The organism is Holdemania sp. 1001095H_141210_F2 (assembly GCF_015558105.1).
Lineage (GTDB): Bacteria > Bacillota_I > Bacilli_A > Erysipelotrichales > Erysipelotrichaceae > Holdemania.
Window position 1 is genome coordinate 25991 of record NZ_JADNPO010000001.1, and the last position, 23955, is coordinate 49945.

The 23955-nt window shown below is 52.9% G+C and carries 22 protein-coding genes; 11 read left to right on the forward strand and 11 right to left on the reverse strand.

Features of this window, described 5'->3' with window-relative positions; genetic code table 11:
- Positions 1 to 231: 231 nt before the first annotated feature.
- From I2G61_RS00145 to I2G61_RS00155, 3 genes are all read right to left on the reverse strand, one after another.
- On the reverse strand, positions 232 to 2622 hold the full coding sequence (locus tag I2G61_RS00145) for an EAL domain-containing protein (protein WP_083538575.1): 2391 nt from the start codon (positions 2620 to 2622) through the stop codon (positions 232 to 234).
- Positions 2556 to 3251 (reverse strand): hypothetical protein, encoded by a 696-nt coding sequence (locus tag I2G61_RS00150; protein WP_083538576.1) that lies wholly within the window; start codon positions 3249 to 3251, stop codon positions 2556 to 2558. Before I2G61_RS00150 ends, I2G61_RS00145 begins: the two co-directional genes overlap by 67 nt.
- Positions 3252 to 3422: 171 nt before the next feature.
- A complete protein-coding gene (locus I2G61_RS00155) occupies positions 3423 to 4073 on the reverse strand; it encodes a hypothetical protein (protein WP_195547723.1) in 651 nt (216 codons plus the stop codon).
- A gap of 235 nt (positions 4074 to 4308) precedes the next feature.
- Here I2G61_RS00155 and I2G61_RS00160 point away from each other — a divergent pair, with 235 nt between their 5' ends.
- From I2G61_RS00160 to I2G61_RS00185, 6 genes are all read left to right on the forward strand, one after another.
- The gene (locus I2G61_RS00160) at positions 4309 to 4641 is read left to right on the forward strand and encodes an MG284/MPN403 family protein (protein ID WP_072684937.1); all 333 of its coding nucleotides are present in this window, start codon (positions 4309 to 4311) and stop codon (positions 4639 to 4641) included.
- Positions 4642 to 4673: 32 nt separating this feature from the next.
- Positions 4674 to 4901, forward strand: coding sequence for a phosphopantetheine-binding protein (locus I2G61_RS00165; RefSeq protein ID WP_006059269.1), 228 nt, complete (start codon positions 4674 to 4676; stop codon positions 4899 to 4901).
- 11 nt (positions 4902 to 4912) lie between these two features.
- Complete coding sequence (gene ptsP, locus I2G61_RS00170) at positions 4913 to 6619, forward strand: phosphoenolpyruvate--protein phosphotransferase (RefSeq protein WP_195395440.1); 1707 nt, start codon at positions 4913 to 4915, stop codon at positions 6617 to 6619.
- 54 nt (positions 6620 to 6673) lie between these two features.
- Positions 6674 to 7144 carry a PssD/Cps14F family polysaccharide biosynthesis glycosyltransferase gene (gene pssD, locus I2G61_RS00175; RefSeq protein WP_072684939.1) on the forward strand — a complete coding sequence of 157 codons (471 nt, stop codon included), beginning with the start codon at positions 6674 to 6676 and terminating at the stop codon, positions 7142 to 7144.
- Positions 7144 to 7626 carry a PssE/Cps14G family polysaccharide biosynthesis glycosyltransferase gene (pssE, locus tag I2G61_RS00180; RefSeq protein ID WP_072684940.1) on the forward strand — a complete coding sequence of 161 codons (483 nt, stop codon included), beginning with the start codon at positions 7144 to 7146 and terminating at the stop codon, positions 7624 to 7626. Before pssD ends, pssE begins: the two co-directional genes overlap by 1 nt.
- 134 nt (positions 7627 to 7760) lie before the next feature.
- Entirely contained in the window at positions 7761 to 8549 is a 789-nt protein-coding gene (locus tag I2G61_RS00185; RefSeq protein ID WP_195395439.1) for an HAD-IIB family hydrolase, read from the forward strand.
- Positions 8550 to 8812: 263 nt separating this feature from the next.
- Here the strand turns inward: I2G61_RS00185 and I2G61_RS00190 are convergent, their stop codons facing one another.
- Positions 8813 to 10726, reverse strand: a complete 1914-nt coding sequence (locus I2G61_RS00190) for an FAD-dependent oxidoreductase (RefSeq protein ID WP_195395438.1) — start codon at positions 10724 to 10726, stop codon at positions 8813 to 8815.
- 130 nt (positions 10727 to 10856) lie between these two features.
- Between I2G61_RS00190 and I2G61_RS00195 the strand changes: the two genes are divergently transcribed.
- On the forward strand, positions 10857 to 12098 hold the full coding sequence (locus I2G61_RS00195; RefSeq protein WP_195547724.1) for an AraC family transcriptional regulator: 1242 nt from the start codon (positions 10857 to 10859) through the stop codon (positions 12096 to 12098).
- Positions 12099 to 12540: 442 nt separating this feature from the next.
- Here the strand turns inward: I2G61_RS00195 and I2G61_RS00200 are convergent, their stop codons facing one another.
- From I2G61_RS00200 to I2G61_RS00230, 7 genes are all read right to left on the reverse strand, one after another.
- Entirely contained in the window at positions 12541 to 13449 is a 909-nt protein-coding gene (locus tag I2G61_RS00200) for a CPBP family intramembrane glutamic endopeptidase (RefSeq protein ID WP_195395437.1), read from the reverse strand.
- A 20-nt stretch (positions 13450 to 13469) separates the two neighbouring features.
- The gene (locus I2G61_RS00205) at positions 13470 to 13688 is read right to left on the reverse strand and encodes a hypothetical protein (protein WP_072684944.1); all 219 of its coding nucleotides are present in this window, start codon (positions 13686 to 13688) and stop codon (positions 13470 to 13472) included.
- Complete coding sequence (locus tag I2G61_RS00210) at positions 13682 to 14272, reverse strand: DUF1700 domain-containing protein (RefSeq protein WP_072684945.1); 591 nt, start codon at positions 14270 to 14272, stop codon at positions 13682 to 13684. The genes I2G61_RS00205 and I2G61_RS00210 overlap by 7 nt, the downstream gene beginning before the upstream one ends.
- Positions 14265 to 14582, reverse strand: coding sequence for a PadR family transcriptional regulator (locus I2G61_RS00215; protein WP_072684946.1), 318 nt, complete (start codon positions 14580 to 14582; stop codon positions 14265 to 14267). Before I2G61_RS00215 ends, I2G61_RS00210 begins: the two co-directional genes overlap by 8 nt.
- A gap of 476 nt (positions 14583 to 15058) precedes the next feature.
- Complete coding sequence (locus I2G61_RS00220) at positions 15059 to 16222, reverse strand: amidohydrolase (RefSeq protein ID WP_072684947.1); 1164 nt, start codon at positions 16220 to 16222, stop codon at positions 15059 to 15061.
- A complete protein-coding gene (locus I2G61_RS00225; protein ID WP_195395436.1) occupies positions 16219 to 17382 on the reverse strand; it encodes an amidohydrolase in 1164 nt (387 codons plus the stop codon). The genes I2G61_RS00220 and I2G61_RS00225 overlap by 4 nt, the downstream gene beginning before the upstream one ends.
- Before the next feature lie 51 nt (positions 17383 to 17433).
- Positions 17434 to 19212 carry a MutS family DNA mismatch repair protein gene (locus I2G61_RS00230; protein WP_195547725.1) on the reverse strand — a complete coding sequence of 593 codons (1779 nt, stop codon included), beginning with the start codon at positions 19210 to 19212 and terminating at the stop codon, positions 17434 to 17436.
- A gap of 411 nt (positions 19213 to 19623) precedes the next feature.
- Between I2G61_RS00230 and I2G61_RS00235 the strand changes: the two genes are divergently transcribed.
- The 4 genes from I2G61_RS00235 to I2G61_RS00250 all read left to right on the forward strand — a co-directional run bounded on the left by I2G61_RS00235 (position 19624) and on the right by I2G61_RS00250 (position 23910).
- The gene (locus tag I2G61_RS00235) at positions 19624 to 19983 is read left to right on the forward strand and encodes a VOC family protein (RefSeq protein ID WP_072684950.1); all 360 of its coding nucleotides are present in this window, start codon (positions 19624 to 19626) and stop codon (positions 19981 to 19983) included.
- Positions 19980 to 20906 carry a CPBP family intramembrane glutamic endopeptidase gene (locus I2G61_RS00240; protein ID WP_195395433.1) on the forward strand — a complete coding sequence of 309 codons (927 nt, stop codon included), beginning with the start codon at positions 19980 to 19982 and terminating at the stop codon, positions 20904 to 20906. The genes I2G61_RS00235 and I2G61_RS00240 overlap by 4 nt, the downstream gene beginning before the upstream one ends.
- A 133-nt stretch (positions 20907 to 21039) precedes the next feature.
- A complete protein-coding gene (locus I2G61_RS00245; protein WP_195547726.1) occupies positions 21040 to 22707 on the forward strand; it encodes a M14 family metallopeptidase in 1668 nt (555 codons plus the stop codon).
- Between the two features lie 42 nt (positions 22708 to 22749).
- On the forward strand, positions 22750 to 23910 hold the full coding sequence (locus I2G61_RS00250; RefSeq protein WP_229100618.1) for a DNA alkylation repair protein: 1161 nt from the start codon (positions 22750 to 22752) through the stop codon (positions 23908 to 23910).
- Positions 23911 to 23955: the final 45 nt, after the last annotated feature.

A 23955-nucleotide genomic window follows, 5' to 3' on the forward strand; every position in this document is an offset into this window, starting at 1 on the left:
CGGCCGGACAGTTTACGATGCCCCGCTTGATCGCCAGGGGAAATTGATCCGGAAAAGAAGAACGACCGCAAATGAAAACAGGGACTTAACCCTGTTTTCATTATCTCGATTATGCCAGCTGAATTAAGAAAAGCATACTCCTGCCGGGCACGAAAGCGAAACAGAATGGAAGCGTTGCTTCCGCCTGGCTTCCAATCCGTCCGCACATCGTCCAGCCCGGATCAGCCGTTCTTACCGTATCCCGCCGGATTCGGCGTTTTCCATCAAACGGAGCTTTTGCTCGACTTCATTCTCAAGCATTGGCTTGCCAAAATAATACCCCTGGATCGTATCGACGTTCATCGGATATAAGATCTGGAATTCAGCTTCCGTTTCCACCCCTTCGGCACAAACCTCAATGTTGACTTTGTGGCAGATTGCCACGATGAACTGAATAAACGATTCATCGAAATTGCTGGCGTCGACGTCGTGCACGAAGGCCCGGTCTATCTTCACGATATCCGCCGGCATCTTCTTCAGCATTTCCAGACTGGAATATCCGGTACCGAAATCATCCATCGCAATCCGAATTCCCAGATCATGAATTCGCTGGAACAGATGTTCTAAGGCATGAGCGCGCGAGGCGATCACCGATTCCGTCATTTCAACAATGATCCGGTGCGGATCGACCTGCGTTGCGGCGAGTGTCTCTTGCATATAATCAATGAAATCGGGTTCCGTCAACTGCAGGTAGGATAAATTGATGCTCATGGTCAGCGCCGGTTCCCGATTGGACCATTGTGCACATTTTTCACAAGCCTGCCGGAAAATCCATCGGCCGACTGGAACGATCATGCCGCTTTCTTCCAATAACGGGATGAATTCGTCAGGCGGAACATAGCCATACGGCGCCTTCTGCCAGCGGGCCAGCGCCTCAAAGCCAATCCACTGGCCGGTTGTGACGCTGACCTGCGGTTGATACATGAGAAAGAATCCGGCATATTCCTGCGCTATGGATTCGCGCATCTTTTCAATGATGCCCAGGGAGCGGATTTTGCGCGCCAGGATCTGCCGGGTGAAAAATTCCAGCCGGTTTTTTCCATTAAGCTTGGCCTGCTCCAGCGCGTAGCCGGCCGCTTTGACCAGCTCTAAAAAAACTTTGGCGTCCTGCGGATAAACCGCGCAGCCGGCTGAAAGGGTGCAATAGTAGCGCTGGCCTTCGTAGATCATCTGCTGATCAAAGGCAGTTTGCAGTTTTTTATAGATTTTGCGGATTTCTTCAGTCTGACAACCGCTGATCAAAATGCCGAACTCGTCGCCGTCCAGCCGGTAAACTTCGGCGTTTTCCGGAAGCAGGCTCATGATCCGCTGAGCGCTGATGCGCAGGACTTCGTCGCCGAAGCTGCGGTCGTATAAATCGTTGACGTGTCTGAAATCATCCAATCCGAGCTGCATGATCGCTAAGGGCGTATCCGGACGCCGGCTTAACAGCCGCTGCGCTTCCTCCCGGTAGACCATTTTATTGAACAGACCGGTAATCCGATCAGTTTTGTTTTTCCGGCTCAGGTTGAAGATCAACCCGGCAAACAGCACGGGATTTCCATTATCATCAAAGATGACCTTGCCGCGGCAGCGGACCCATACCCATTCCCCGCGCTGGTTCAGGGCGCGGTATTCGACATTATGCGAGGTGGCGCGGCCGTCCAGAATGATCTGGTTGGCTTCCAAGAATGCCGCTTTGTCGTCGGGATGCACCTTTTCACCCCACACCGCCGCGGCGTTGCGTACAATCTGACCGGGCAGGCCGAATTCTTCAACCATCGCCTGGGGATAACGAAACACATCGTCGTGCATGTTGTTGATAAAGATATAATCGTCGGTGCTTTCCACCAGCGCATCATATAAATAAGCGGAATCGTAGCGGAATGAAACTTCCCCATGATAATCGGCAAGCTGCATCTGCGCTTTTTCCGATTCCTTGAGTTGGATGTGAAGCAGCCGCTTCTGCGTATACATCGCGTCGTCAACCTGTGAGAGCAGCGTGCTGCAGGATAGCTGGGTGCCGGCATTGACCGGAATCAATCCAAAGCAGAAGCTGCAGCGGTAGGCTTTCTTTTCCGTTTCTCCCCATTGACGCAGCCGCTGCTGAGCCTGATTCAGTAAGGCGGATCCGATATCCGTCGTCTGATTGACGAAAGCGAGGATAAACTCATCGCCGCTCAGCCGGAAAAACAAATCCTCCTGGGGAAGCAGGGACGCGATCGTCCGGCTGATCTGGCAGATTAAAAGATCGCCTTCCAAATGGCCGAATTGATCGTTCACCATTTTAAGCTGGTCGATATCCAGCATCGCCGCCGTCATGCTGAGCTCGCCTTGTCCGACCTGTTCAAGCAGTTCTTCCAGCTTGCGCAGACCAGCCCGCCGGTTGGGAATCAGTGTCAAGGCGTCGGTATCGGCGTCCAATCGCAGACGGTGGGATTCCGTGACGTCGATCGCATGCTGAAAATGGACAAGCCGTCCGTCGATCCAGGGGATCAGACTATCATGATTGCAATAGATGCGCTGGTTTAGCGTGTTTATCTGATCCCCTGTTTCTGCGGCAGGGCTGTCTTTGACTGAGAAAGCAGATCCGGCAGAGGACAAAAGCGGCAGGGGCCATTCATTTCACGCTGAAGGATTTTCCAGCACGGCTGACCTTCGGGAGAATCCAGCTGAAAAGCTGCTTTCATCGCCCGATTCATAAATAGAATTTCATACGTCTTGGCATCCGCGATCCATAAGTGCGTGGGAATCTGATCCAGGATCTGATGAAAAACGCGGATTTCATGATGCCGGCTTTGAAGCTGCCCGAAGGCGTTGGCATGAGCGCAGGCGAGAAAGCGCAGCGGATCAATCCAGGCGCAGTCAGCGGCTGACCAGGGCTGCGCGCGGCAAAGCTTGAGCAGCGTCGGCGGCGTCTGTGACAATTTCAGCCAGATCGTTTTACCGCCGGGAAGCAGCGTTAAATCGGATAAGGTATTCCAGGCGTTATCGGGCGTGATTTCGTCCGGCCAGGATTTTCTGTCTGACCCTGCCCAACAGCACGTCCAGACGGAATCTGAACGGCAAAACAGCGTGATTTCATCAGGAACCAGCGGTTTGAGCATCCGCTGGAGCGCCGCAAGTTTTGCGGGCGCATCCTGAGCGTGCAGAAACGTGATCCAATCGTTCCAATCCACGCTGAGAATGGAGGCGGGTAAACGGTGTTCATCATTGAAAGAGGATGTTGTCATGAGCAAGCCCTCCGGTCATCAATACGACTGGTTTCATTATAGCAAATTTCCCTGAAAAAGGGGAATTCCTAACAATTCACGCTTCCTTATTTGTGCTTATTTCAGCGTATTTCTTTTATCGGACAATAAAAAAACAGCGGAAATTCCGCTGCTTTGCAAGACGAGGGTAAATTAGAGCAAAATCAATAGAATGTTCCCAAGCAGAACAAGCGAATAGGCCAGCGTCATCGGGATGATCGAATGGGTCTGGTTGTACGCATAGGAAGCCAGCGTGGAGGTTAAAAAGAAATAACCAAACTGCCGCACAAACAGATCGAAGGTTGCAGGAAGCAGACTGGCCGTGCACAGAAAGCCGAACAGGAAGCCGGAGATCAGAATTGTCATCGACTCGCTGACCTGCAGGTGAATCCGGTCGACAAAAATCTTAAATGCCAGCGTAAAGCTGAGGGCGTAACAGACGGAATAGGCCAGGACCATCACCGGGATAAAGAAGGTGTAGTGAAGCAGAATTTCGCGTTCCAGCTCTACTGGTCCCGGATGCAGGACGAAATGAGAGGCAAACTGCAGAAGAACGATTGTGATGAAGCAGATGACCGTAAACAACAGGCCGTCTTTGATATTTCCGGTAAACCGGCGCAGGTGCAGACTGAAAACATCCCAGTTCAGACTGACTAAAACCAACGCGGCAGCGCTGAAGATTAACGTATACGTGATCGTCATGGAATCGACGAACTGGTTCAGCCAGGCCGCACTGAGCGGCAGGGTGAAGTAAACGATTAAGGAAATGAGTATTTTAGGTATGGATATCGTTGTTTTATTCATGTGAAACCTCCGTCATTATTGTAATCTAAACCGGAATAATTGTCACGATGAAACCGTATTGTAAACTGTACAGGAGCCGGAAAATCGGCAATTTGTAAAGTTTAAGCTGGAAAATCAGTGAAAAAGTCCGCGGGAAATAAAAAAATTTACGATAAACGAGAAAAAACAAGGAATTTCGCGAAATTGCGCGAATAAGTATAATAGCGGGCATAAAATCCCGGAAGGAGGATACGCCATGAACAAACCGCTCAAAAGCCGCGAACAGGAAGGGGTAATCCGATATCTGACCCAATGTTACCGCAAATCATGCCAGCGCCTGAGACTGAGCCGTTTTCTTGCGCCGGAGAAGAAGCAGGAGCATAAAGATCAGCAGCAATGCGATGAATTGACCGTTGCGTTGTACGAAAGCGCGCTGGAAGCGATGCCGGAAACCTATCGTGAAATCATCGTCCGGGAATTTCTGGATGAAAGCGCTGACGGCTGGTTCTATAATTACTATCCGAAAAGCACGTTTTACCGGCTTCGCCAGCGGGCGATCCATGAATTTATGGATTGCCTGAACGTGTAAAAAATGATATCATTTCCTGTAGAGGTGGAAAGATGGAAACGTTTGAACTGTTGAGGTCCTTGTTGGCTGAAAAGGTGAAAGACAACGCCGAAATTACACCCCGGACCAACCTCAGAGAGCTGGGCATTGATTCCGTGGATCTGGTGGAAATTCTCTTAAATTTCGAGGAAAAAATGAACCTGACCTTTGAGGATGAAGCCATGCTGAAACTGAGTACCGTTCAGGATGTGCTGGATTTGTCGCAAGAGATATCAAATTAGGAGGAAGCAGTATGTTAAAAGGTATCGCAGCATCGTCAGGAATCGCTATCGCAAAAGTGTATAAGCTCCAACAGCCGGTCTTGAATATCGAGAAGAAGGAATGTGACAGCGCGGCGGAGGTCGCGAAGTTCCAGGCTGCCCTGGTCAAGACGCAGGCAGATATTGAAGCGGTCAAGGCGAAAGCGGAAGGAAAACTTTCGGAGGAAGAGCTGGCGATTTTCGACGCTCATCTGATGATGGCGAACGATCCGGAACTGTCCGGACAGATTGAGGAAATGATCAAGAATGAAAGCTGCAACGCGGAATTCGCTACGGAAACCGTCGCGAACATGATGATTTCCATGTTTGAGTCAATGGACAATGATTATTTCAAGGAAAGAGCTGCCGATGTCAAAGACGTTACATTCCGTCTGAAATGCAACATCGTCGGCGCGGTCATCCCGGATCTGACGACGATTGATGAAGAAGTCATCATCGTGGCGGAAGATTTAACGCCGTCCGATACCGCCCAGCTGAATAAGCAGTATACATTAGGCTTCGCCACGGCGACCGGCGGCCGCACGTCGCATTCCGCGATCATGGCGAGAAGCCTGGAAATTCCGGCTGTTGTCGGCTGCGCCGGCATCATGGAACAGGCCAGCCAGGGCGATCTGCTGATTCTGGATGCGGTTGCGGGTCAGGTTATTCTGAATCCGACGCCGGAACAGGTCAAAGAATATGAAGCCAAGGCGGAAGCGTTCAAGGCTGAAAAAGAAGCGTTAAAGGTTCTCAAAGACGCCAAGAGCGTGACGATGGACGGTCATGAAGTTGAACTGGCCGGCAACATCGGAACGCCGAAGGATGTTGAAGGCGTTTTGAACAACGGCGGCGAAGGCGTCGGCCTGTACCGCACGGAATTCTTATACATGGACAGCGAACTGGACTTCCCAAGCGAGGAAGAACAGTTTGAAGCGTACAAAGCGGTTCTGGAAGGCATGGGCGGCAAGAAGGTCGTCGTCCGGACGCTGGATATCGGCGGTGATAAGAAGCTGCCATACTTCACGTTCCCGGAAGAAATGAACCCGTTCTTAGGCTACCGTGCGATTCGGCTGTGCTTGGACAGAACTGATATTTTCAGAACTCAGCTGCGCGCTTTAATCCGCGCTTCAGTCTACGGCAAGCTGTGCATCATGTTCCCGATGATCGCGACGCTGGATGAATTCCGTCAGGCCAAAGCCCTGTTTGAAGAAGAAAAGGCGAAGCTGGTCAGCGAAGGCGTTGCCGTTTCCGATCATATCGAAGTCGGAATGATGGTTGAAATTCCGGCAGCTGCGGTTCTGGCCGATCAGTTCGCCAAGGAAGCCGATTTCTTCTCGATCGGCACCAACGACCTGATTCAGTATTCCATGGCGGCCGACCGGATGTCGGAAAAGGTTTCTTACCTGTATCAGCCGCTGAACCCGTCTATCCTGCGTCTGGTCAAGATGACGATCGACGGCGCGCACAAGGAAGGCAAGTGGGTCGGCATGTGCGGCGAAATGGCCGGCGATGAGCTGGCGGCGCCGGTATTGTTAGGCCTGGGCCTGGATGAATTCTCCATGTCCGCTTCCAGCATTCTGCGCACCCGCAAGATGATCCGTTCCCTGTCCAAAAAGGAAATGGAAATCATGGCGGAAAAGGCCCTGCAGTGCAGCAATCTCAAAGAAGTTACAGAATTAGTGAAAAACAGCTTAAAATAATGTAAAATAAAGAGTGGAACTCCACTCTTTATTTTTATGCGCAGGTGATAGACCATGAAAAGAGTCCTCTTTATTTCTTCAACAGGCGGCCACTTAACCGAGCTCTTGCAGCTGGAGCCGCTGTTTCAACGCTACGAAGCTTCGTTAGTTACGGAAAAGACAAAATCGAATGCTTCCTTAAAACAAAAATATGGAAAACGTATGCATTATCTGGCTTACGGCACAAAGCAGCATCTGCTGCCGTATCTGTTTATTTTTGCGTGGAATATCCTCAAAAGCTTCGCGCTGTTTATCCGCATCCGTCCGGACGTCGTGATTACGACCGGAACGCATACCGCGGTGCCGATGTGTTTTATCGCACATTTCTTCAAAAAGAAAGTGATCTGGATTGAGACGTTCGCCAATTCCACGACGCAGACGGAAGCCGGCAAGCTGGTTTATCCGATCGCCGATCTGTTTGTCGTCCAATGGGAATCAATGCTGCAGCTGTATCCGAACGCTGTGATGGGAGGGTGGATTTTTTAATGATATTAGTAACATTAGGTACGCAGGACAAAGCCTTCCCGCGATTGTTGGAAGCGATTGAAACACAGCTGGAGAAGGGGACGATCAACGATGAAGTCATCGTCCAGGCCGGCTGCACGGTCTTTGAATCCAAACAGATGAAGCTGTTTGATTTGATTCCGATGGAACAGTTTGATCAGCTGCTGGCCCAATGCGATCTGTTGATCACGCATGGCGGAGTGGGGACAATTATGGCCGGACTGCGGCTGGGAAAAAAGATCATCGCCGCGCCGCGGCTGGCACAATATCACGAACACCACAACGACCATCAGACGGAGATTGTGTCGAGCTTTGAGCGGCAGGGGTATCTGCTGGCGCTGCACGATTTCGACCGGCTGGGCGAGGTGCTGAAGCAGGCTGAGACATTTCAGCCGAAGCCCGTTGTCAGCAACACCGCGAACATGATCGAATTGATCGACAACTGGATTCAGACAAACGCGTAAGCAAAAAACAGGACGGTAGAACGTTGTTTTTTTGCGGCCTTCGGTGGAAATGAAATGTGAATTTCAACCATTTTAAAGAAAACGATCGGGCAGGCGAAGACTGTAAAAATTCAACGACAGGGGGAGAAACTTTTATGAAATTTTTAGCATCGGATTATGATGGAACGCTGCGGTTAGCGCCGCAGGTGGACCCGGGGACCGCCGCGCGGGTCGCCCGGTTTCAGGAACATGGACATCGCTTCGGGATTGTGACCGGCCGCGCGTTAAATACGATTTTTGACGAAGCGCATCACAATCAGGTCGACCCGGACGTCTTCATCTGTTCCAACGGCGCGCTGATTGCGGATCGTGAAAAGAACATTTTAGCGGCGCACTGGATTCCGTTTGACCGGGCCTGCGCTTTAATTGAATATCTGAAACAATCGGATTTTGAATCATTTACCTTCTGTAATGGCGAGGACAGCGGTTATCATGTCAACGAGCACATCGTGCAGAGTCCGCGTTCGTTAGAGCGGCGGGAAAAGTTTTTCGCCAAAACGATCAGCGAGGCCATGGTGCTGGCGAAAGGCCGGATGATCTCGATGGCGGCCTGGATCAGCGACCGCGGCCGGATGGCGGAGATGCAGGCGGAAATTCAGGAGAAGTTCGGCGACGCGGTGGAAAGCTATCTCAACCGCGGCACGTTGGATATCGTCGCCCGGGGTGTATCGAAACAAACCGGCGTTGAAGCGGCGGCAGCCTGGCTGAAAGCAAACGAAGTGTATGTCATCGGCGACGATTATAACGATCTTCCGATGATTGAAGGATTGAACGGCTTTGCGATGAGCTCGGGTGTGGAAGCAGTCAAAGCCGCCGCAAGCAGACTGTTCGATACCGTTGACGCATGTCTGGACTATCTGGAAAGTCCGTCTCGATCAAATTGAATTCCGGACCGGAGCTGATCATTCAGATCAAAATCCGGTCTTTTTTTGGGAGATCTTTGTGTTCACTCCATGAATGAGCGGACAACGAATACTGCGAGGACGTGTATTTTAAGGGCCTCAGCGATTTCAGACATGGGATAGTATGCGTTTACAAGGCCCTGCAGGCGCAGGCTGAGCGAACGTTTTGAATCTTAAGATAAAAAAAGCAGCGGCCTGATGCAGACCGCTGCTTTGCTTCCTGGAACAAGATCAGAAGCTGAAACTTATTTTACCTGAGCTAAAGCGTTGTTGACCGCTTCGATGATTGCTTTGGAAGTAACCGTCGCGCCGGAGATCGTATCGACTTCTGTTCCGTTAGCTTCAACGATCGCCTTTGGCAGCTGTTCGATAGCCGGATCAGAAATATTCTCGGATTCGGAATGTTCAACGATTTCAACGTTAGCGATCTTGTCGCCGTCCATCGTGACTTTGACGACGAGCTTGCCGCCCATGCCGGTGCCTTCGCCGATATATTCGTTATCCTTGGTTTCGTAGCTGGTTTCTTTGTTCAGATCGGTGACTTCGCCCAGCTTGGTCGGCGTGGATTCCACCTTCGGCGCGAGCGTGTATTCCGGCAGTGCGTCCTTGGCCGCTGCAGCGTTCTTGCCTGCGATCTGACCGAAGATGATGCATTCCGCCAGGTTGGTGCCGCCCTGATAATGTTCAGAGGTGATGCCGCCCATTTCGCCCGCGGAATACAGATGCGGAATCGGGTTGCCCTTGACGTCCAGAATTTCGGCGTTTTCATTGCGCTTCGGACCGCCCTGAGTGTTCAAAATTTCGGCTTTGACCGGGAAGGCGTAATACTTTGTGCCGTCGAACGGCCGCATCGTTTCCCCATCGCGGTGATACTGTTCGTCAACACCCTGCTTGGCGTAATCGTTGAAATTCGCGATCGTCGCTTTCAGCTGATCCACTTTCATGCCGGTCTTTTCCGCCAGCTCTTCCAGCGAGGAAGCCTCGACGACCTGAGCACGGAACTGTTCCGGAATGGCTTCCGCTTCCGCAATCAGATCGGCCTGCGTCTGATCGTAAACCGTCCACATTTTATCTGGATACGTCGGGTTATGCCATGTGCCGTTCATGTAGACATGACCATGCCGGACTGGAACGGATTCGTTGACGAACCGGTCGCCATCCATGCCTAGCAGAACCAGCGCGCCGGTGTTCAGCGGCCCCTGGCTTAAGACCTGAATCTGCGAAGCGCGCTGGCCTTCTTCGACGTTGAAAGAAACGCCGCCTAAGCCGAAGCCGCCTTCGTAAACATGCATGTGCCACAGATCGGCGCCGACGGCCTGCGCCATCTTGATGCCGTCGCCGGTGTTGTATAGACCGCCGATCGGGGCATAGTCGGTCAGACCAATATAGTTCTGAACCATTTCTTTGTTGTCTTCAAAGCCGCCGGTGCATAAGACGACGCCATTGAGGGCGCGGATATGACTTTCCTGGCCGTCACGGGTTACCTTCACGCCGATGATCGTGCCGGACATCGGATCCTGAATCAGTTCAGTTGCCGGTGTTTCAAACCAGACGTCGATCTTGTCTGCGTTTTTAACGACCTGTTCTTTTAAGATCTGATACAGATGAGAATCGCTGGTTCCCATATGCGTCGTCCATAAGCCGACCGTCTCGGAACCTTCAAATTCCGGATATTCCGGGGACATGACGCCGATGACCGGGAATCCCGTCCAGTCGACAAAATCGTCTTTGTTTAAACCGAAATCGTTGACGAGAATTTCCGCCATGTTGGCGACGCCGTTAACGATGACGTCCAGCGAGGCTTCCGGAACTTCCGTATCCCCGGCCAGCGCCTGATAATATTTCTTCGTTTCTTCCACATTGCCGTTGCCATAGGCAAACAGCTGGCCGGCGACCTTGGAGTTGCCCCCAGCTTCCCCCTCGGTGCATTTCTCGACGATCAGAACGGATGCGCCGTTCTCTGCGGCCGTCTTGGCAGTTACGGCTCCGGACGCTCCGAAGCCGGCGACGACGACGTCATATTCCGCATCCCATTTCACGGTATCCGCGAAGGTATAACCGCCGGCTGCCGGGGCAGACGTGCCGCCGTTGGTGGTTGCGCAGGCGCCTAAGCTAAGAACGCAAAAGGCCGCCGTTGCGAGTGCTAACAGCTTTTTCATTTCATTTTCCTCCCTTTATGTTCATATTTTATCATGATAAAAATTGAACATGACCTGCGAAAAATTTTGCGTTGGCAAAAATTTCCGTTTGTCTCTTCTGCAATTCCTGAAATCATGGTACGATTACACCATGGAAGAGAAAAGATTGCTGGAAAAAGCGTCGACGGACTTTGTCCGCGACAACATGCTGATCAACTATTGTCTGTGGGATGACAATGAGCTGTTGATCGAAAGCTTTGTAAAAAACAACCGGATTCCGCTGCGGTTTGATCTGACTGATTATTATTTCTGCATCACAGGGATTGACAGGAAATATAATCTGATCGACGATTCTGAAATTTTTCAGCGGCAGGTGGAAAATACGTACGTCATCTATGATGAAATCGAGGCGTTGTTAACGGAAAATCATTGCCGGGGAAACAGCTTTTTGATCAAGGTCGATAATTCCAAACAAATGGCGGTGCTGTTCAGCCGGGATTCAGACTGCACGATCCGTGCGGAACAGGTGTGTGAACAGCTTCACCGGCATTTTATCGCGCGTCCGCCTTATGCCCCGGGAAATCATCGTTTTATCGCGACGTCGATGGCCGGGCCTTACCACGGCTATGAAGGCATGCATCCGGCTTATTTAAAAGCCCGGCAGCTGAACGATCTGCGTTTCTTTGAGGTCGCGTGTCCGGTGATTACCGAGCAGGTGCTGCAGCAGCGGATTGATCCGGGGGTGTTGGCGATCTATGAAAACGGCCGGCGGCTACGCAACGAGCTGTGTACGGGGAATCTGCCGGCAGTGCTGGAACAGGTGAATTATGTGTTTGATCATCTTGTCCGCAGCTCGCTCGATATGAACTGCTGCCGGGCGGCGCACACCTTTGTGATCGCGACGCTGAGCTTGTTTGTCAAGGTGTACGGGATAACGCTGGATCTGAATTTCGGACCGCAGGATTTTTTCTCACTCAGCGAATATCAGGCGCATCTGGAAAATCAGATCCGCAGGCTGTATAAGGACGGAAACGGCGGGCCATGGTATTCGCCCGAGGTGCTGCTGGCGATGGGATTTATCCATGAGAATTATCGTAAGGATATTTCGCTGAAGCTGGTCGCGGAGTACACCAATACCAACGTCAGTCATTTAAGCAGCGAATTCAACCGCCAGACCGGCAGCTCCCTGCCCGATTTTATCTCCGGCCTGCGGATTGAAAAAGCCCGTTTTTATCTGAAGAATTCCACGCTGACCATCGCTCAGATCAGCCGCGAGGTGGGCTTTAGCAGCGAGCGGTATTTCACGGAGATCTTCAAGAAACGCTGCGGGAAAACGCCGATCCAGTATCGCGCGCAGCTGAACATGGAGGAAAGTGAGCCCTTTAGAGAATAAGCGGGGGATGGATCAACTCCGATTAACACAAGGAAGGAAACAAATCGAAACGATGAAAAAGAATTCGGGCCATGGATGAGCGGTGTTGGGGAAATGCGGCTTATTACTGCGGCAGCTGTCCGACCTGTATTCAGGGAATCTGTCCTGACTGTGTGATGGCGCATAAGCCGGAGGATGGTTTTACCCGCGACGGTGTGCTTCATCAGGAATTGACAGCCTGTGGGGAATGCGATTTCCCATGCGAGACGATTATGACCCGTTCGCGCTGCACGGTGCTGGATAAAGAGGGGCTCTCGATGGAAAAAACGGACAATTTTAGTAAAATAAAAACGCTTCCGGCGGGTGCCGGAAGACGTTGCTCTTGTGTTCTATCAGGATTATCCGGTGCGGGGAAGATCATTTCCTGTCCGGATTTTTTTATTTGGAGGCAGTCGGTCAAACGTTATTGGATCAAGGATAAATCGGAATTGAGGAAAGCGTCAGACTTCGCAGTACTGGAACGCTTCGGCAGTTGGCAAATCCCGCGCCAACAGAGGACCGCCGCCAGAACAAACCCCAGTCCGCCGATCAACCCCGTCAGATCCGGACCGACTAACGGCATAACGCTGCCCGCGCTCAGCAGGGCTGAAGCGGCGTAGCGGTCAATCCCGTTTAAGGACGCATGCCACAGAGCGCAGGTCCACACAGATTCACTTCGAAATTGCAGCCAGGCCAGGATGATCCCCTGAATCAAACAGAGCCACAGCTGCATCAGCACGCCGAGCAGCGGATGATCGGTTCCATAATTGTAGCCCAGCAGGATGATCGGCGCATGCCATAAGCCCCAGATCAAAGCCGTTACAACGACGGATTTCCGCGTGCCCAGGACATCGCGCAGCCGGGGAAGCAGCCAGCCCCGCCAGGCCAGTTCCTCGCCCAACGCCGGAATCAGTCCGCCGAAGGGATTGACGAGAACCGCAAGCAGCACGACTGGAAGCAGCTGTCTTCCATACGCACCCGGCTCCGCAAGGCCGTTATTGACCGCAAAGCGCGAGGCCAGCGGCTGAAACTGCGATGGGAAAATCAGGAAGTAGAGTCCGGCTCCGGCAAAGGCCAGCAGGGGCGGAAGAAACCAGCTCAACGCATAACGGGAAAGGTTGCGCTTGAATTTTGGCCGCAGAAACAAGGAGCGGCGCTCATGCGTCAGCCTGTTGACGATCAGCGCGCTGAGCGCCGGCGTCAGCATCAGCAGCGAAAGCAGCGTGTTATCGCGATTGCGGGCGTATAAAACGGTAAACAGGCTGAGAAAGGCGAGGGTCAGCATGGCGAACAGGCCGAGCTGTTTTTTCTGATATGCAGTAAATTGTGTCATGAGGATAGTCTCCTTTCTGTTTAAAAGCGGATGTGAAACAACGAACCGTTCAGGAAATCCAGACTGACGACAATCTTTCCATCTTCAATCCAAATCGTCTGGTACCATGGCTTCGAGGGACCGGCGGCTAACGCATCACGACCTCCGGCTGCCAAGCCCGCGCCCACGATCAGCGAACCGGTCAGAACGAAGAACAGGCCGGCGATCAACGCCTTTTTTCTAAAATTTCGGATTACCATTTTTTTACCTCCTGGAAAAACAGAGAACGCAGATTCTGCGCTGTTTTCATCACCGCGGATTTAAACCACGGAATACTGAGCGACGCGCCTAATGCCGCCAGAATTAAACCGCCCAGCGCCATCATTCCGACGCCGAACTGAATGATGCCGGCCGTGAACGAGACGGTTCCCATTACAAACGGGCTGGCGCTGACGCTGACCAGCGCGACGAATAACAGGCTGACCGTCAGCACGACGCAGAGAAACGGCACGCAGCCGGCGATCAGAAAGCCTGCCAGCAACACCATCAATCCCGCCAATAACAGGGCGCCCCACAGGGGGAAACCCAGCACGAGCAGAATGACGGTCAGTCCGCTGTTCAACGGCAATGAAAATTTAAATTTCAGACTGCCGCGGTCCTCGAGAAAAGCTTTCGCCATCTGCCCGGGCGTTTCCAGCTGAGCGACGGCCTCGGCTTCCGAGAAGCCGTTTTCGATTCGATCCTCGATCATCTCCCGGGCGTAGTTGAAACAAATTTCTTTTTCCGGCTTCGGCAGCCATTTCAGCGCTTTGTTTAAAGCATCAAGATATTCTTTTTCAGTCATGGTGAACTTCTCCTTTTATAAAATCGATCACGGTCATCACCGCTTTCCAATCATCCAGAAAATCAGCGATGTGCCGGCGGCCGCTGTCCGTCAGCCGGTAATATTTACGCAGCCGGCTGTTATGCTCGACGGAATAGGTTTCCAGATCGTGACTGGCTTCCAGGCGTTTAAGAATCGGATATAATGTGGATTCAGAGATCTCAATGACCTGGGAAACGTCTTTGATGATTTGATAACCATAGGAATCCTGCTTTGCCAGCGCGGCCAGCACGCAGATTTCCAACAATCCCTTTTTTAGTTGACTATCCATGATTACCTCCTTACGTGTTATACTATATATCGCGTAGTATAATGCGTCAAGCAGTATTTTGAATTTTTGGACTATTTTGTTTTTCGGCTGCCTTTTTCTTTCAACGTCATAAAGTGGCGTCAAGTCAGACTGATGCCGCGGAGCGGAAAGTTGCTTCCCTGGAGGACCGGCTGCACGAGCTGGATTATCTGAAAAATCCTGCGTCAGATTGACGGAAACAAATGATGTTTAAGCAAGTTGAATACTCCCTGAAACGGGAATTTATCGGTAAAGGAAAATTAATCTTTTTGGAAATCAAAAAGAACAATCCCCGGCAGCCTTTAACCATGCCAACCGGGATGATGCAGCCTGTACAGCCGCCATTTGCGCGCACAAAAAAAATGGAACAGGCTCCCATGGAGTTCTGTTCCATTTTTGATCGGTATACGGCAGGGATTTGTTTCGGAGGGAAATTCTCAGCGCCTTCTGCAATTTTGTTACAGCGTGCAGTGCTCGATTTTCCCGTCGATGATCGTGGTCAGACAGGATGTCAGATTTTCAAACGGCATGCCGTCGAAGATCGCGACGTCCGCGTCTTTGCCGGCTTCTAACGAACCGACGTGGTCTTCCAATCCCAGCAGCCGGGCTGGACGGATCGTCACGGATTCCAGCGCGGTCTCAAAGCTCAGCCCGTAACGCATCGCAATGCCGATATCGCTTGGCAGCCAGACGGTGTCGGAAGCGCCGTCCGCGGTCAGGCAGAAGTTGATGCCGGTCTTTTCAAAGACCGCTGGCGTGTCCTGGCGGCAGCCCCAGATTTCAAATTTCATCGGTCCCATTTTTAACGGTCCGACAACGGCCGTGATGTTCTTTTCTTTTAAGAATTCCTTGATCTTATAGCCTTCCGTGCAATGCTCGATGGCATAGCTCAGCTTAAATTCCTCAGCGATCCGGATTGCGGTGACGATATCATCCGCCTGGTGGCAGTGAATCCGGCAGCGGCGTTCACCGCGGACAACCGGGACCAGCGGATCCAGCCGGAAATCCGGTTCGACGTAAAAGCTGGAGTCTGTTTCCGCTTTTTTTAATTTATCCGAGTAGACTTTCGCTTTGAATAACGTTTCCCGCAGCACGGCGCCGGTCCCCATTCGGGTCATCGGCATTTTCTTATCCGGGCCATAGCAGCGCTTTGGATTTTCGCCCAGCGCCATTTTCATGACTTCCGTGCCCGGAATCATCATTTCCTGAACGGTCGCCGCGTTTTTCAGCTTGAAGGAAAAACCGACGCCGCCGATGACGTTGGCGCTGCCCGGCAGTGTGCAGCAGGTCGTAAAGCCGGCGTTTCTGACCTTCGGGATCGCTTCGTCAAACGGATTGAACGCGTCCAGCATCCGCACCTGGGCAGTGACGGGATCGGTAATTTCGTTGGCATCCATCGTCGAAGGCATCCAGGCCGGTTCGTTTAACCCCGACAGATGGCTGTGAGCGTCAATCAGACCCGGCGTCACCCATTTGCCGGAAGCATCGAGAATTTCCGCGCCTTCCGGAACGGCGATATTTTGACCGACCGCCGTAATTTTGCCCTGATCAATCAGCAGCGTGCCGTCTTCGATAACGCCCTGTGTGACAGTCAGCAGCTTTCCATGAATAATGGCGATCATAAATCACCCTCCTGCCGGACAAATTCCGGTTTTCCGTCAATGATGACCTGTTCGCACAGCGTCAGATTGGAGAACGGCATGCCGTTAAAGATCGCGATGTCCGCGTCTTTGCCCACCTCCAGCGAACCGATCCGATCGTCCAGCTTCAGAAGCTTCGCCGGATTGATCGTCACGCATTTTAACGCCTGTTCAAAGCTGAGGCCATTGCGCATTGCGATGCCGACGTGAACCGGCAGCCATTTCGTGGCGGAGGAATCGTCCGCCATCAGACAGAAATCCTCAATTCCGGCCTTTTCAAAGACGGCCGGGGTATCCTGACGGCAGCCCCAGATCTCAAATTTCTGCGGCCCCATTAACAGCGGACCGATGATAACCTTGGTCTTTTTCGCCTTTAAGAAATCCAGAATCTTATACCCTTCGGTGCAATGCTCGATCGTGTAATCAAGGTTGAATTCCTCGGCAATCCGGATCGCCGTGACGATGTCGTCAGCGCGGTGGCAATGGATCCGGCAGCGCATTTCGCCGCGGACGACCGGAACCAGCGCTTCTAAATCAAAGTCACGCTTGACGTCTTTGCCCGCAGCCAGCGCGTCGCTGTATTGCTTCGCGTCGAATAACGCTTTGCGCAGCACCGCGCCGGTGCCCATCCGGGTCATCGGCATTTTCTTTTCCGAGCCGTAGCAGCGCTTCGGGTTTTCGCCCAGCGCCATTTTCATCATTTCCGAACCTTCGATCGCAATTTCCTGAACGGTCGCCGCGTTTTTCAGCTTGAAGCTCAAGCCGGTGCCGCCGATGACGTTGGCGCTGCCCGGCCCGGTGTAGCAGGTCGTAAAGCCGGCCGACCGCGCCGCACCGATCGCCATGTCGAAGGGATTCAGCGCGTCGATGCCGCGGATCTGAGCGGTGACGGGTGAGGTGACCTCGTTGCCATCGCCGATGTGCGGCATCCAGTGCGGTTCGTTAAAGGTAGAAATGTGCGTGTGCGCGTCGATCAAGCCCGGAGTCACCCATTTTCCGGAAGCGTCGATGACCTCAGCTCCCTGCGGGATCGCGAGATCCTTGCCAATCGCTGTGATCTTGCCGTTGTCGAGAAGCAGCGTGCCGTCTTCAATCGTACCGTTGACGACGGTCAGCAGCTTGCCGTGTGTAATAGCTATCATTGTATGTCCCCCAATCTCTATGAACTCATTGTATCGTAAAACCAGTGAAAATCAATCCGTGATCCCAATCATTTTCATTAAATATCGAGCGTTGCGCTGCGTACAGCGGCCCGGCTTGAGCTTGTAATCAAAGAAAATCTTCTGATTCTGGTAATGTTCCTCAAAATGAACGTTGACTAAGGAAAGTCCCGTTTGTTCCTGCAGGGCGCACAACTCAAAGTCGTGCGTCGTGATCATCGCGCGGATCCATGGGTGATTCAGGTGGCGAAGTACCTGAGCGCTGCCGTCGATCCGATCCAGCGAGTTGGTGCCCTTGAAGATTTCGTCGATCAGCACCAGCAGCGGTTTTTTCTGAGGCACGGCGTCGATGATCCTGCGGATTCTTAACAGCTCGCCATAGAAGGTGGAGATGCCCTCGTTGACGTCGTCGCGGATCCGCATCGAGGTTAAAACGGTAAAGCCGGACGTATCCATGCTTTGCGCGCAGACGGGACCGCCGGCTGCGGCCAGAATCTGATTCAGACCGATCGTGCGCATGAACGTCGTCTTGCCGGACATGTTGGAGCCGGTGACCAGTGTCAGCGAATGATCGAGGGTGAAATCGTTGCCGATTGCCTGATCGGGATCCAGCAGCGGGTGAGTCAGCTGCGTAAATGCCAGAACCGGCGTCGTTTCCTCATGCAGCTTCGGCATGCAGGTCTGCGGATGCGTCAGCGCGATCAGCGCCAGCGATTCCAGCGATTCCAGCTGTCCCAGCAGTTCCATCACGGCGATCCACGTCTGCCCGGCCTGAGCCTGCCATTGATTCCAGGCCCCCACGCATTGCAGATCCCAAAGCAGCAATAACTGCGCCGGCAGATAGAGAAACGGATTGGCCTGCAGCGACAGCCGGTTTAACAGCCCGTCGAGCTGCTTTACGCCCTGAAGCAGTCCCTGCGGCTGACGGATCCGGGTTTTCAGCGTGTCGATCAAGGGGCTGGACAATTCCGACTGATCCAGCTTCTGACAACGGGTCAGGCAGTTCTGCAGCCCCTGCCGGACCTTTGCGACGGTCTGCAGACGGCTGTGCACGGTCCCAAGGGAAAACAGGGCGAGCGCGGACTGGACAAAAAAGATCAGGATGAAGCACAGCGGCGAGATCCAGCGCAGCAGCGTCAGCCCCAATAACGTCAGCGTCACCGCCGGCATCCAGCGGATAAACCAGCCGGGAATCGGCAGCGTGATCGGCTGGACAAGCTCATTGAGCTTGTCGGAAGCCATTGCGGCGGCTGTCTGCGGCGTCAGACCGTGCGTGCAGGTCCAGTCCGCAAGCATGAATTCCGAATGCTGGGCCAGAACGGTCACGGTTTCCTGACGCTCGCGGATCGTTTCGGCCGCGGCTGAATCTTTAAAACAGGACGCCAGCGCCGTCTTTCCCTGCGGCAGGACCGCCATGCAGCAGAACTGATATAACGAACGCGGTCCGAACACGTCGAGATCGGCCAGCGCGGGCTGATCGTCGTCTAAAAATTCCGCGCCGGTTTCCGGCGCCTGCTGCCAACGGCCGTCAAACCGCGCCAGACAGCGCTGGAGCACTTCGATTTGCGCCTGCGCTTCAAGATAGAGCCGGTTGTTTTTCTGATGCGCCAGCATCGCCAGACAAAACCCGGTCAGACTCAGGATCAGGATCGGCCCATAGCCCCTCCAACCGTCGACGACTTGAAAAAAAGCCCATGCCGCGATTAAAAATAAACCGAAGCGAACCCCGGCGATCTGTGAGTTTTTGCGATGGAGCTGAGCGCTTCGTCGTTGCGCCTGAGCCAGCTGCGTTTCCCATTGTTGTTTGTGCATCGGATTCCTCCTTTTTTAATTCTTTGCAATAGCTTTAGTATAAGCCAGATGTCGTTGAAAATCAAAGTAGGAAAGCCTCGTTCGCACCTCAGGTAAACCTTGGATGGAAATAAAATCACCGCAGAATTTCTAAATCTGCACGCAAAGCGGCAAGGGTCGCTATTTCCATTCTTAAAAAAATATGCGATAATAAAAAAGCATTCAGCGCAGCAAGTGATTTTTCCCCGACCTCTGTGGCCGAGGGGAGAAATCGTCAAAAACAAGTTTTACTGTGAAGCGCACAGAGAAATCGGATTTCTTCACAGACAGGAGATCCAATCCTGCCGCTTTAGCAGAGACCGCCGTACTCCGGTTAATAAACGGGGGATGGAAACAATACAGTTCTGAATCAGAGAACAGGAGCGATGCACTATGGAATCAATGGTCGTCTTTCATCGTTGCCGCAGTCTGGCGGCAACCGATGCTTTTTATATTCAGCAATTAGGGCTGAAACTTTGGCATACGCAGCCGGGCTGTCATATTTACGACAGCGGTTATGGCTATCTGGGCTTTGTGGAAAGCGTGGATTTTGAGCTTCCGGCCTATTCGTGCATTTCCTTTAACTGCGCCGATGAGGCTGAAGTCGACGCGCTGTACGAAAAATTCAAAGACATGAAGGGAGCTTCCGCTCCCCGGCGGCATCCGCAGTTTGCCGTGTATTCCTTTTTTATTCAGGATCCGGACGGCTACACCGTGGAATTTCAGAAGATTGAAAAGGAGGGGGAACAATGAGCGATCGGATTATTCAGACGGTAACGCCGCGTCAGCTGCGCCGGGAATTCAATGGCGTCGGACTGACGTTTCTGGTTGTCTTTGCGCTGGCCGTCGGCGCGGCCTTTGGCTATCAGCGGCTCGTTCCGCTGCTGGAGCCGTATTATCAAACGGTTGACCGTCAGGCAGCGGAAGCTGGAATCCGGATCGCCGTGACGCTGATCGTCATGCTTCTTCCCTTTCAAGCGTATGCCGCGATAAAGAAAATGAAGACAGGGCGGTTTTTCGGGCGTTGTCAGGGCGAGTGGCGCGATATTCTCGAATTGACATTGATCGGTCTGGCACTGAATCTGCTTCTGACTTTTATCGTCGGAATTCTCTCGCTGGTGCTCAGCTGGTCCAATATTCAGTTCACATCATCACAGCTGATCCTGCAGGGAAAATTACCGGCGGTCATCCTGAATGTGATCCAGACGGCAGTCGTGTTCCCTTTTTGCGAGGAATTTATTTTCCGCGGCGTCTGCCTGCGCAGTTTTGGCCGGATGGGTAATTATTTCGCGATCTTCGCCAGCTCGCTGTTGTTTTCTCTGATGCACGGTAATCTGATCAACATTCTGCCCTCATTCTTTCTGGGCGCTTTTCTGGCGGTTGTGACGATGCGCTTCAATTCAATTCTGCCGGCGGTGATCATCCATATCGCAATCAATTTGCAGACGGTCGCTTTACAGCTGGTGCCGGTGCAGTATTCATGGGTGATCGGATTAAGCTGCGTCATCATTTACGCCCTGGCGCTAATCGCGCTGATCCGGCGGCGGCATAAGCGGATCATCGTGCGCCGGGAAGCAAATCCGTGGATTTTAATCCAGCAGTTCTTCCTGTCCTGGGCGATCGTGATCACGCTGATCGTCTACGGCGTACTGAACATCCTGACGCTAAAATTGTAAGGGAAAACCGGCCTGTCCGGTTTTTTTGTTTTTTCAGCGGGGAAATGCGAAACACGAAGGAGGGGAGCGGATTTGTTTTGCGGATGGAGAAAAACGGTGCTACACTGATTTCATCAGAAACGGAGTTGATGGGATGAAAACGACTTTTACTTATGATCATTATGCGGATTATGCCGAGCTGACGGCGCGGCTGGTCTATTTTAGTGAGCATTACCCGGACTTTGCCTGCTTAAGGAGCTTGGGAAAAACCCCGGAAGGGCGCGATTTGTGGGCGATGGAGGTGACGGACTTAAGCTGCGGGGATTTCGATGAGAAACCGGCGCAGCATATCGACGGAAACACGCATGCCGGGGAAGTGACGGGGTCGATGGCCGCGCTGCATCAGCTGGATGTGCTGTTGACCGGACACGCTGAACCGCAGATCGCAAAACTGCTTCGGGCTTATACGTTTACGTTTATCCCGCGGATTTCTCCGGATGGCGCGGAGGTTTATCTGAAAACGCCCCAGCTGCTGCGCTCCGTCAACCGGGTTTCAGGGAAAGAACAGTCCGGCGTCGTCCGGCAGGATCTGGATCAGGACGGTGTGATTCGCTGGATGCGGATTCCCGACGAAACCGGAGCGTGGGCGGCGGATGAGGAAGAACCGCGGTTATTGCGCCGGCGGCGGCCGGATGAAATGGACGGCGTGTTCTATACAGTGATGCCGGAAGGCATGCTGCGTGGGGAGAAGGGGGAAATTCTTAAAGCGGCCCCAGCCCAATGGGGGCTGGACTTCAACCGCAATTATCCGTGCTGGTGGAAGCCGCAGCAGCCGGGAGCGGGAAACTATCCGCTGGATAATCCGGAAACCCGTGCGGTGGCGGATTTTCTGATCGCTCATCACAATATCGGCGTGATGGTTACTCATCATACCAGCGGCGGTATGATTCTCAATCCGCCGGGACCGTTTTCGGAAGCTGAACAGGATCCGCTGGATCGGAAAATCTATCATGCGATTGGCGCGCTGGCAACCGAAGAGATGGGTTATCCGTTATTGAATTTATACGATGGCTTTCACTGTACGGAAACCGATTATGCGGCCGGCGCGGGCGATGACTGGGCTTATCTGAACCGCGGAATTTTCGCAGTGACGGCCGAGCTGTGGGATTTGCAGAGCCGGGCCGGGATCAGCGTGGAAGATCAGCTGGATCCGGATTTGAGCGAGGCGCAGCAGTTGCAGCAGCAGAAATTAACGTTGGCCTGGATCGACGCTCATTGTCCGCAAGCCTGGAAGCCGTGGACGCCGCTGAAGCATCCGCAGCTGGGCGAGGTGGAGATCGGCGGGCTGGATTATAAGTTTACGATCCAAAACTGCCCGCCGGCGTATCTGCGCGAAGAATGCGAAAAAGCCACGCGGTTTGCGCTGCGTCAGGTCTGCCTGCTGCCAAGACTGGCGATTTTGCGTTTTGAGGCTCAACCTTTGGGGCATGACTTCGTGAAAGTGACGGCGGAGATCGTCAACCGCGGCTATCTGCCGACATGGATCAGCCGGCAGCGCCAGGCGATGAAGCTGGCGGAACCGGTTCAGATTGAATTGACAGGCGCTGGGATCTTCCAGGGACAGGCTCATAGTGAAATTGAAGCGCTGGAAGGTTATGGACAGGATCAGACCGAGCTGTCTTTTTCCAGCGTCTATGGTCAGACCGCGGCGCTGCGCCGAAAATTAGAATGGATTGTTCGTGCGCCTGCGGGAACACGCGTGCGGTTAAACGTTCGCTGCACCCAGGCCGGACAGGCTTCGGCAAGCTGTGTGATTGATTGAAACCTTGAAATCTGTGTGGATAATTCGATAAAGGAGAAATGAATGGCGGAATTAATGAAAGCAAGAATCAACGCTGACTCGCTCGGCGAACTGGCGCGCAGAATCAAAAAAAACCATTCTGCATTTGAGAGCGAAGCCTTTGTGAGCGAGATTCTGGATATGGACTGGGACACGCTGGAACTGAAAGCCCGGATCCGGAAGATGGCGCTTGCCCTGGGCAAATATCTGCCTGCGGACTATTCGCAGGCGGTGACGATTCTGCGGCAGACCGCGGCGAATTATCCAGCGGACAGCGACGGGTTAATGTTGATGTGCTTGCCTGATTATGTCGAAGTATTCGGCCAGGCGGAAGCGGATTGGGAACAATCCATGGCGGCGTTGGAACAAATAACGTCGCTGGCTTCGGCGGAATTCGCCGTCCGCGCGTTCATCCTCCGCGACGAAAAGCGGATGATGGCGCAGATGGCGGTTTGGGCTGAGCACAAAAGTGAGCATGTGCGGCGGCTGGCCAGCGAGGGCTGCCGTCCGCAGCTGCCCTGGGGCCAGGCGTTAGCGAGCTTCAAGCAGAATCCGTTGCCGGTGCTGCGAATTCTCGAGCTGCTGAAAGCGGATCCCTCGCCGTATGTTCAGAAAAGCGTGGCGAACAACCTGAACGATATTTCCAAGACGCATCCCGAGCTTGTGCTGGAAACGGCGCGCCGCTGGCAGGGGCAGAACGCGATCACAGACGCAATCCTCAAACATGGCTGCCGGACATTGCTGAAAAAGGGAAATCCGGAAGCGCTGGCGCTGTTTGGACTGGCGGAGAATGCCAGTGTAAAGACGGCGGAATTCACTGTGACGACGCCGGTCGTGCGAATTGGTGAAGATCTGGTTTTTTCCTTTGTGCTCAGCGCGGAAACCGACGTTCGGGTACGGCTGGAATATGCGGTTGACTACATGAAGGCCAAAGGAAAACGCAGTCGGAAAAACTATAAAATATCCGAGCTTACCTTAAAGGCAGGCGAGAAACGGAAATATGTAAAAAAACAACACTTTGCCGACACAAGCGTCAGAAAACATTACCCGGGACGCCATTCGGTCACCCTGATCATCAACGGCTGTCCGCAGGAAAGCGCGATTTTGAGGTCACAGCGGCAGAATAACCAAAACGTCTTCCCCGACCATTTTCCATTCACGAGAGATCGCAGCAAGGTTGTCTGAGCAACAACGATAAAAAAAACAGGAACAAGCTTCATCCGGGCCATA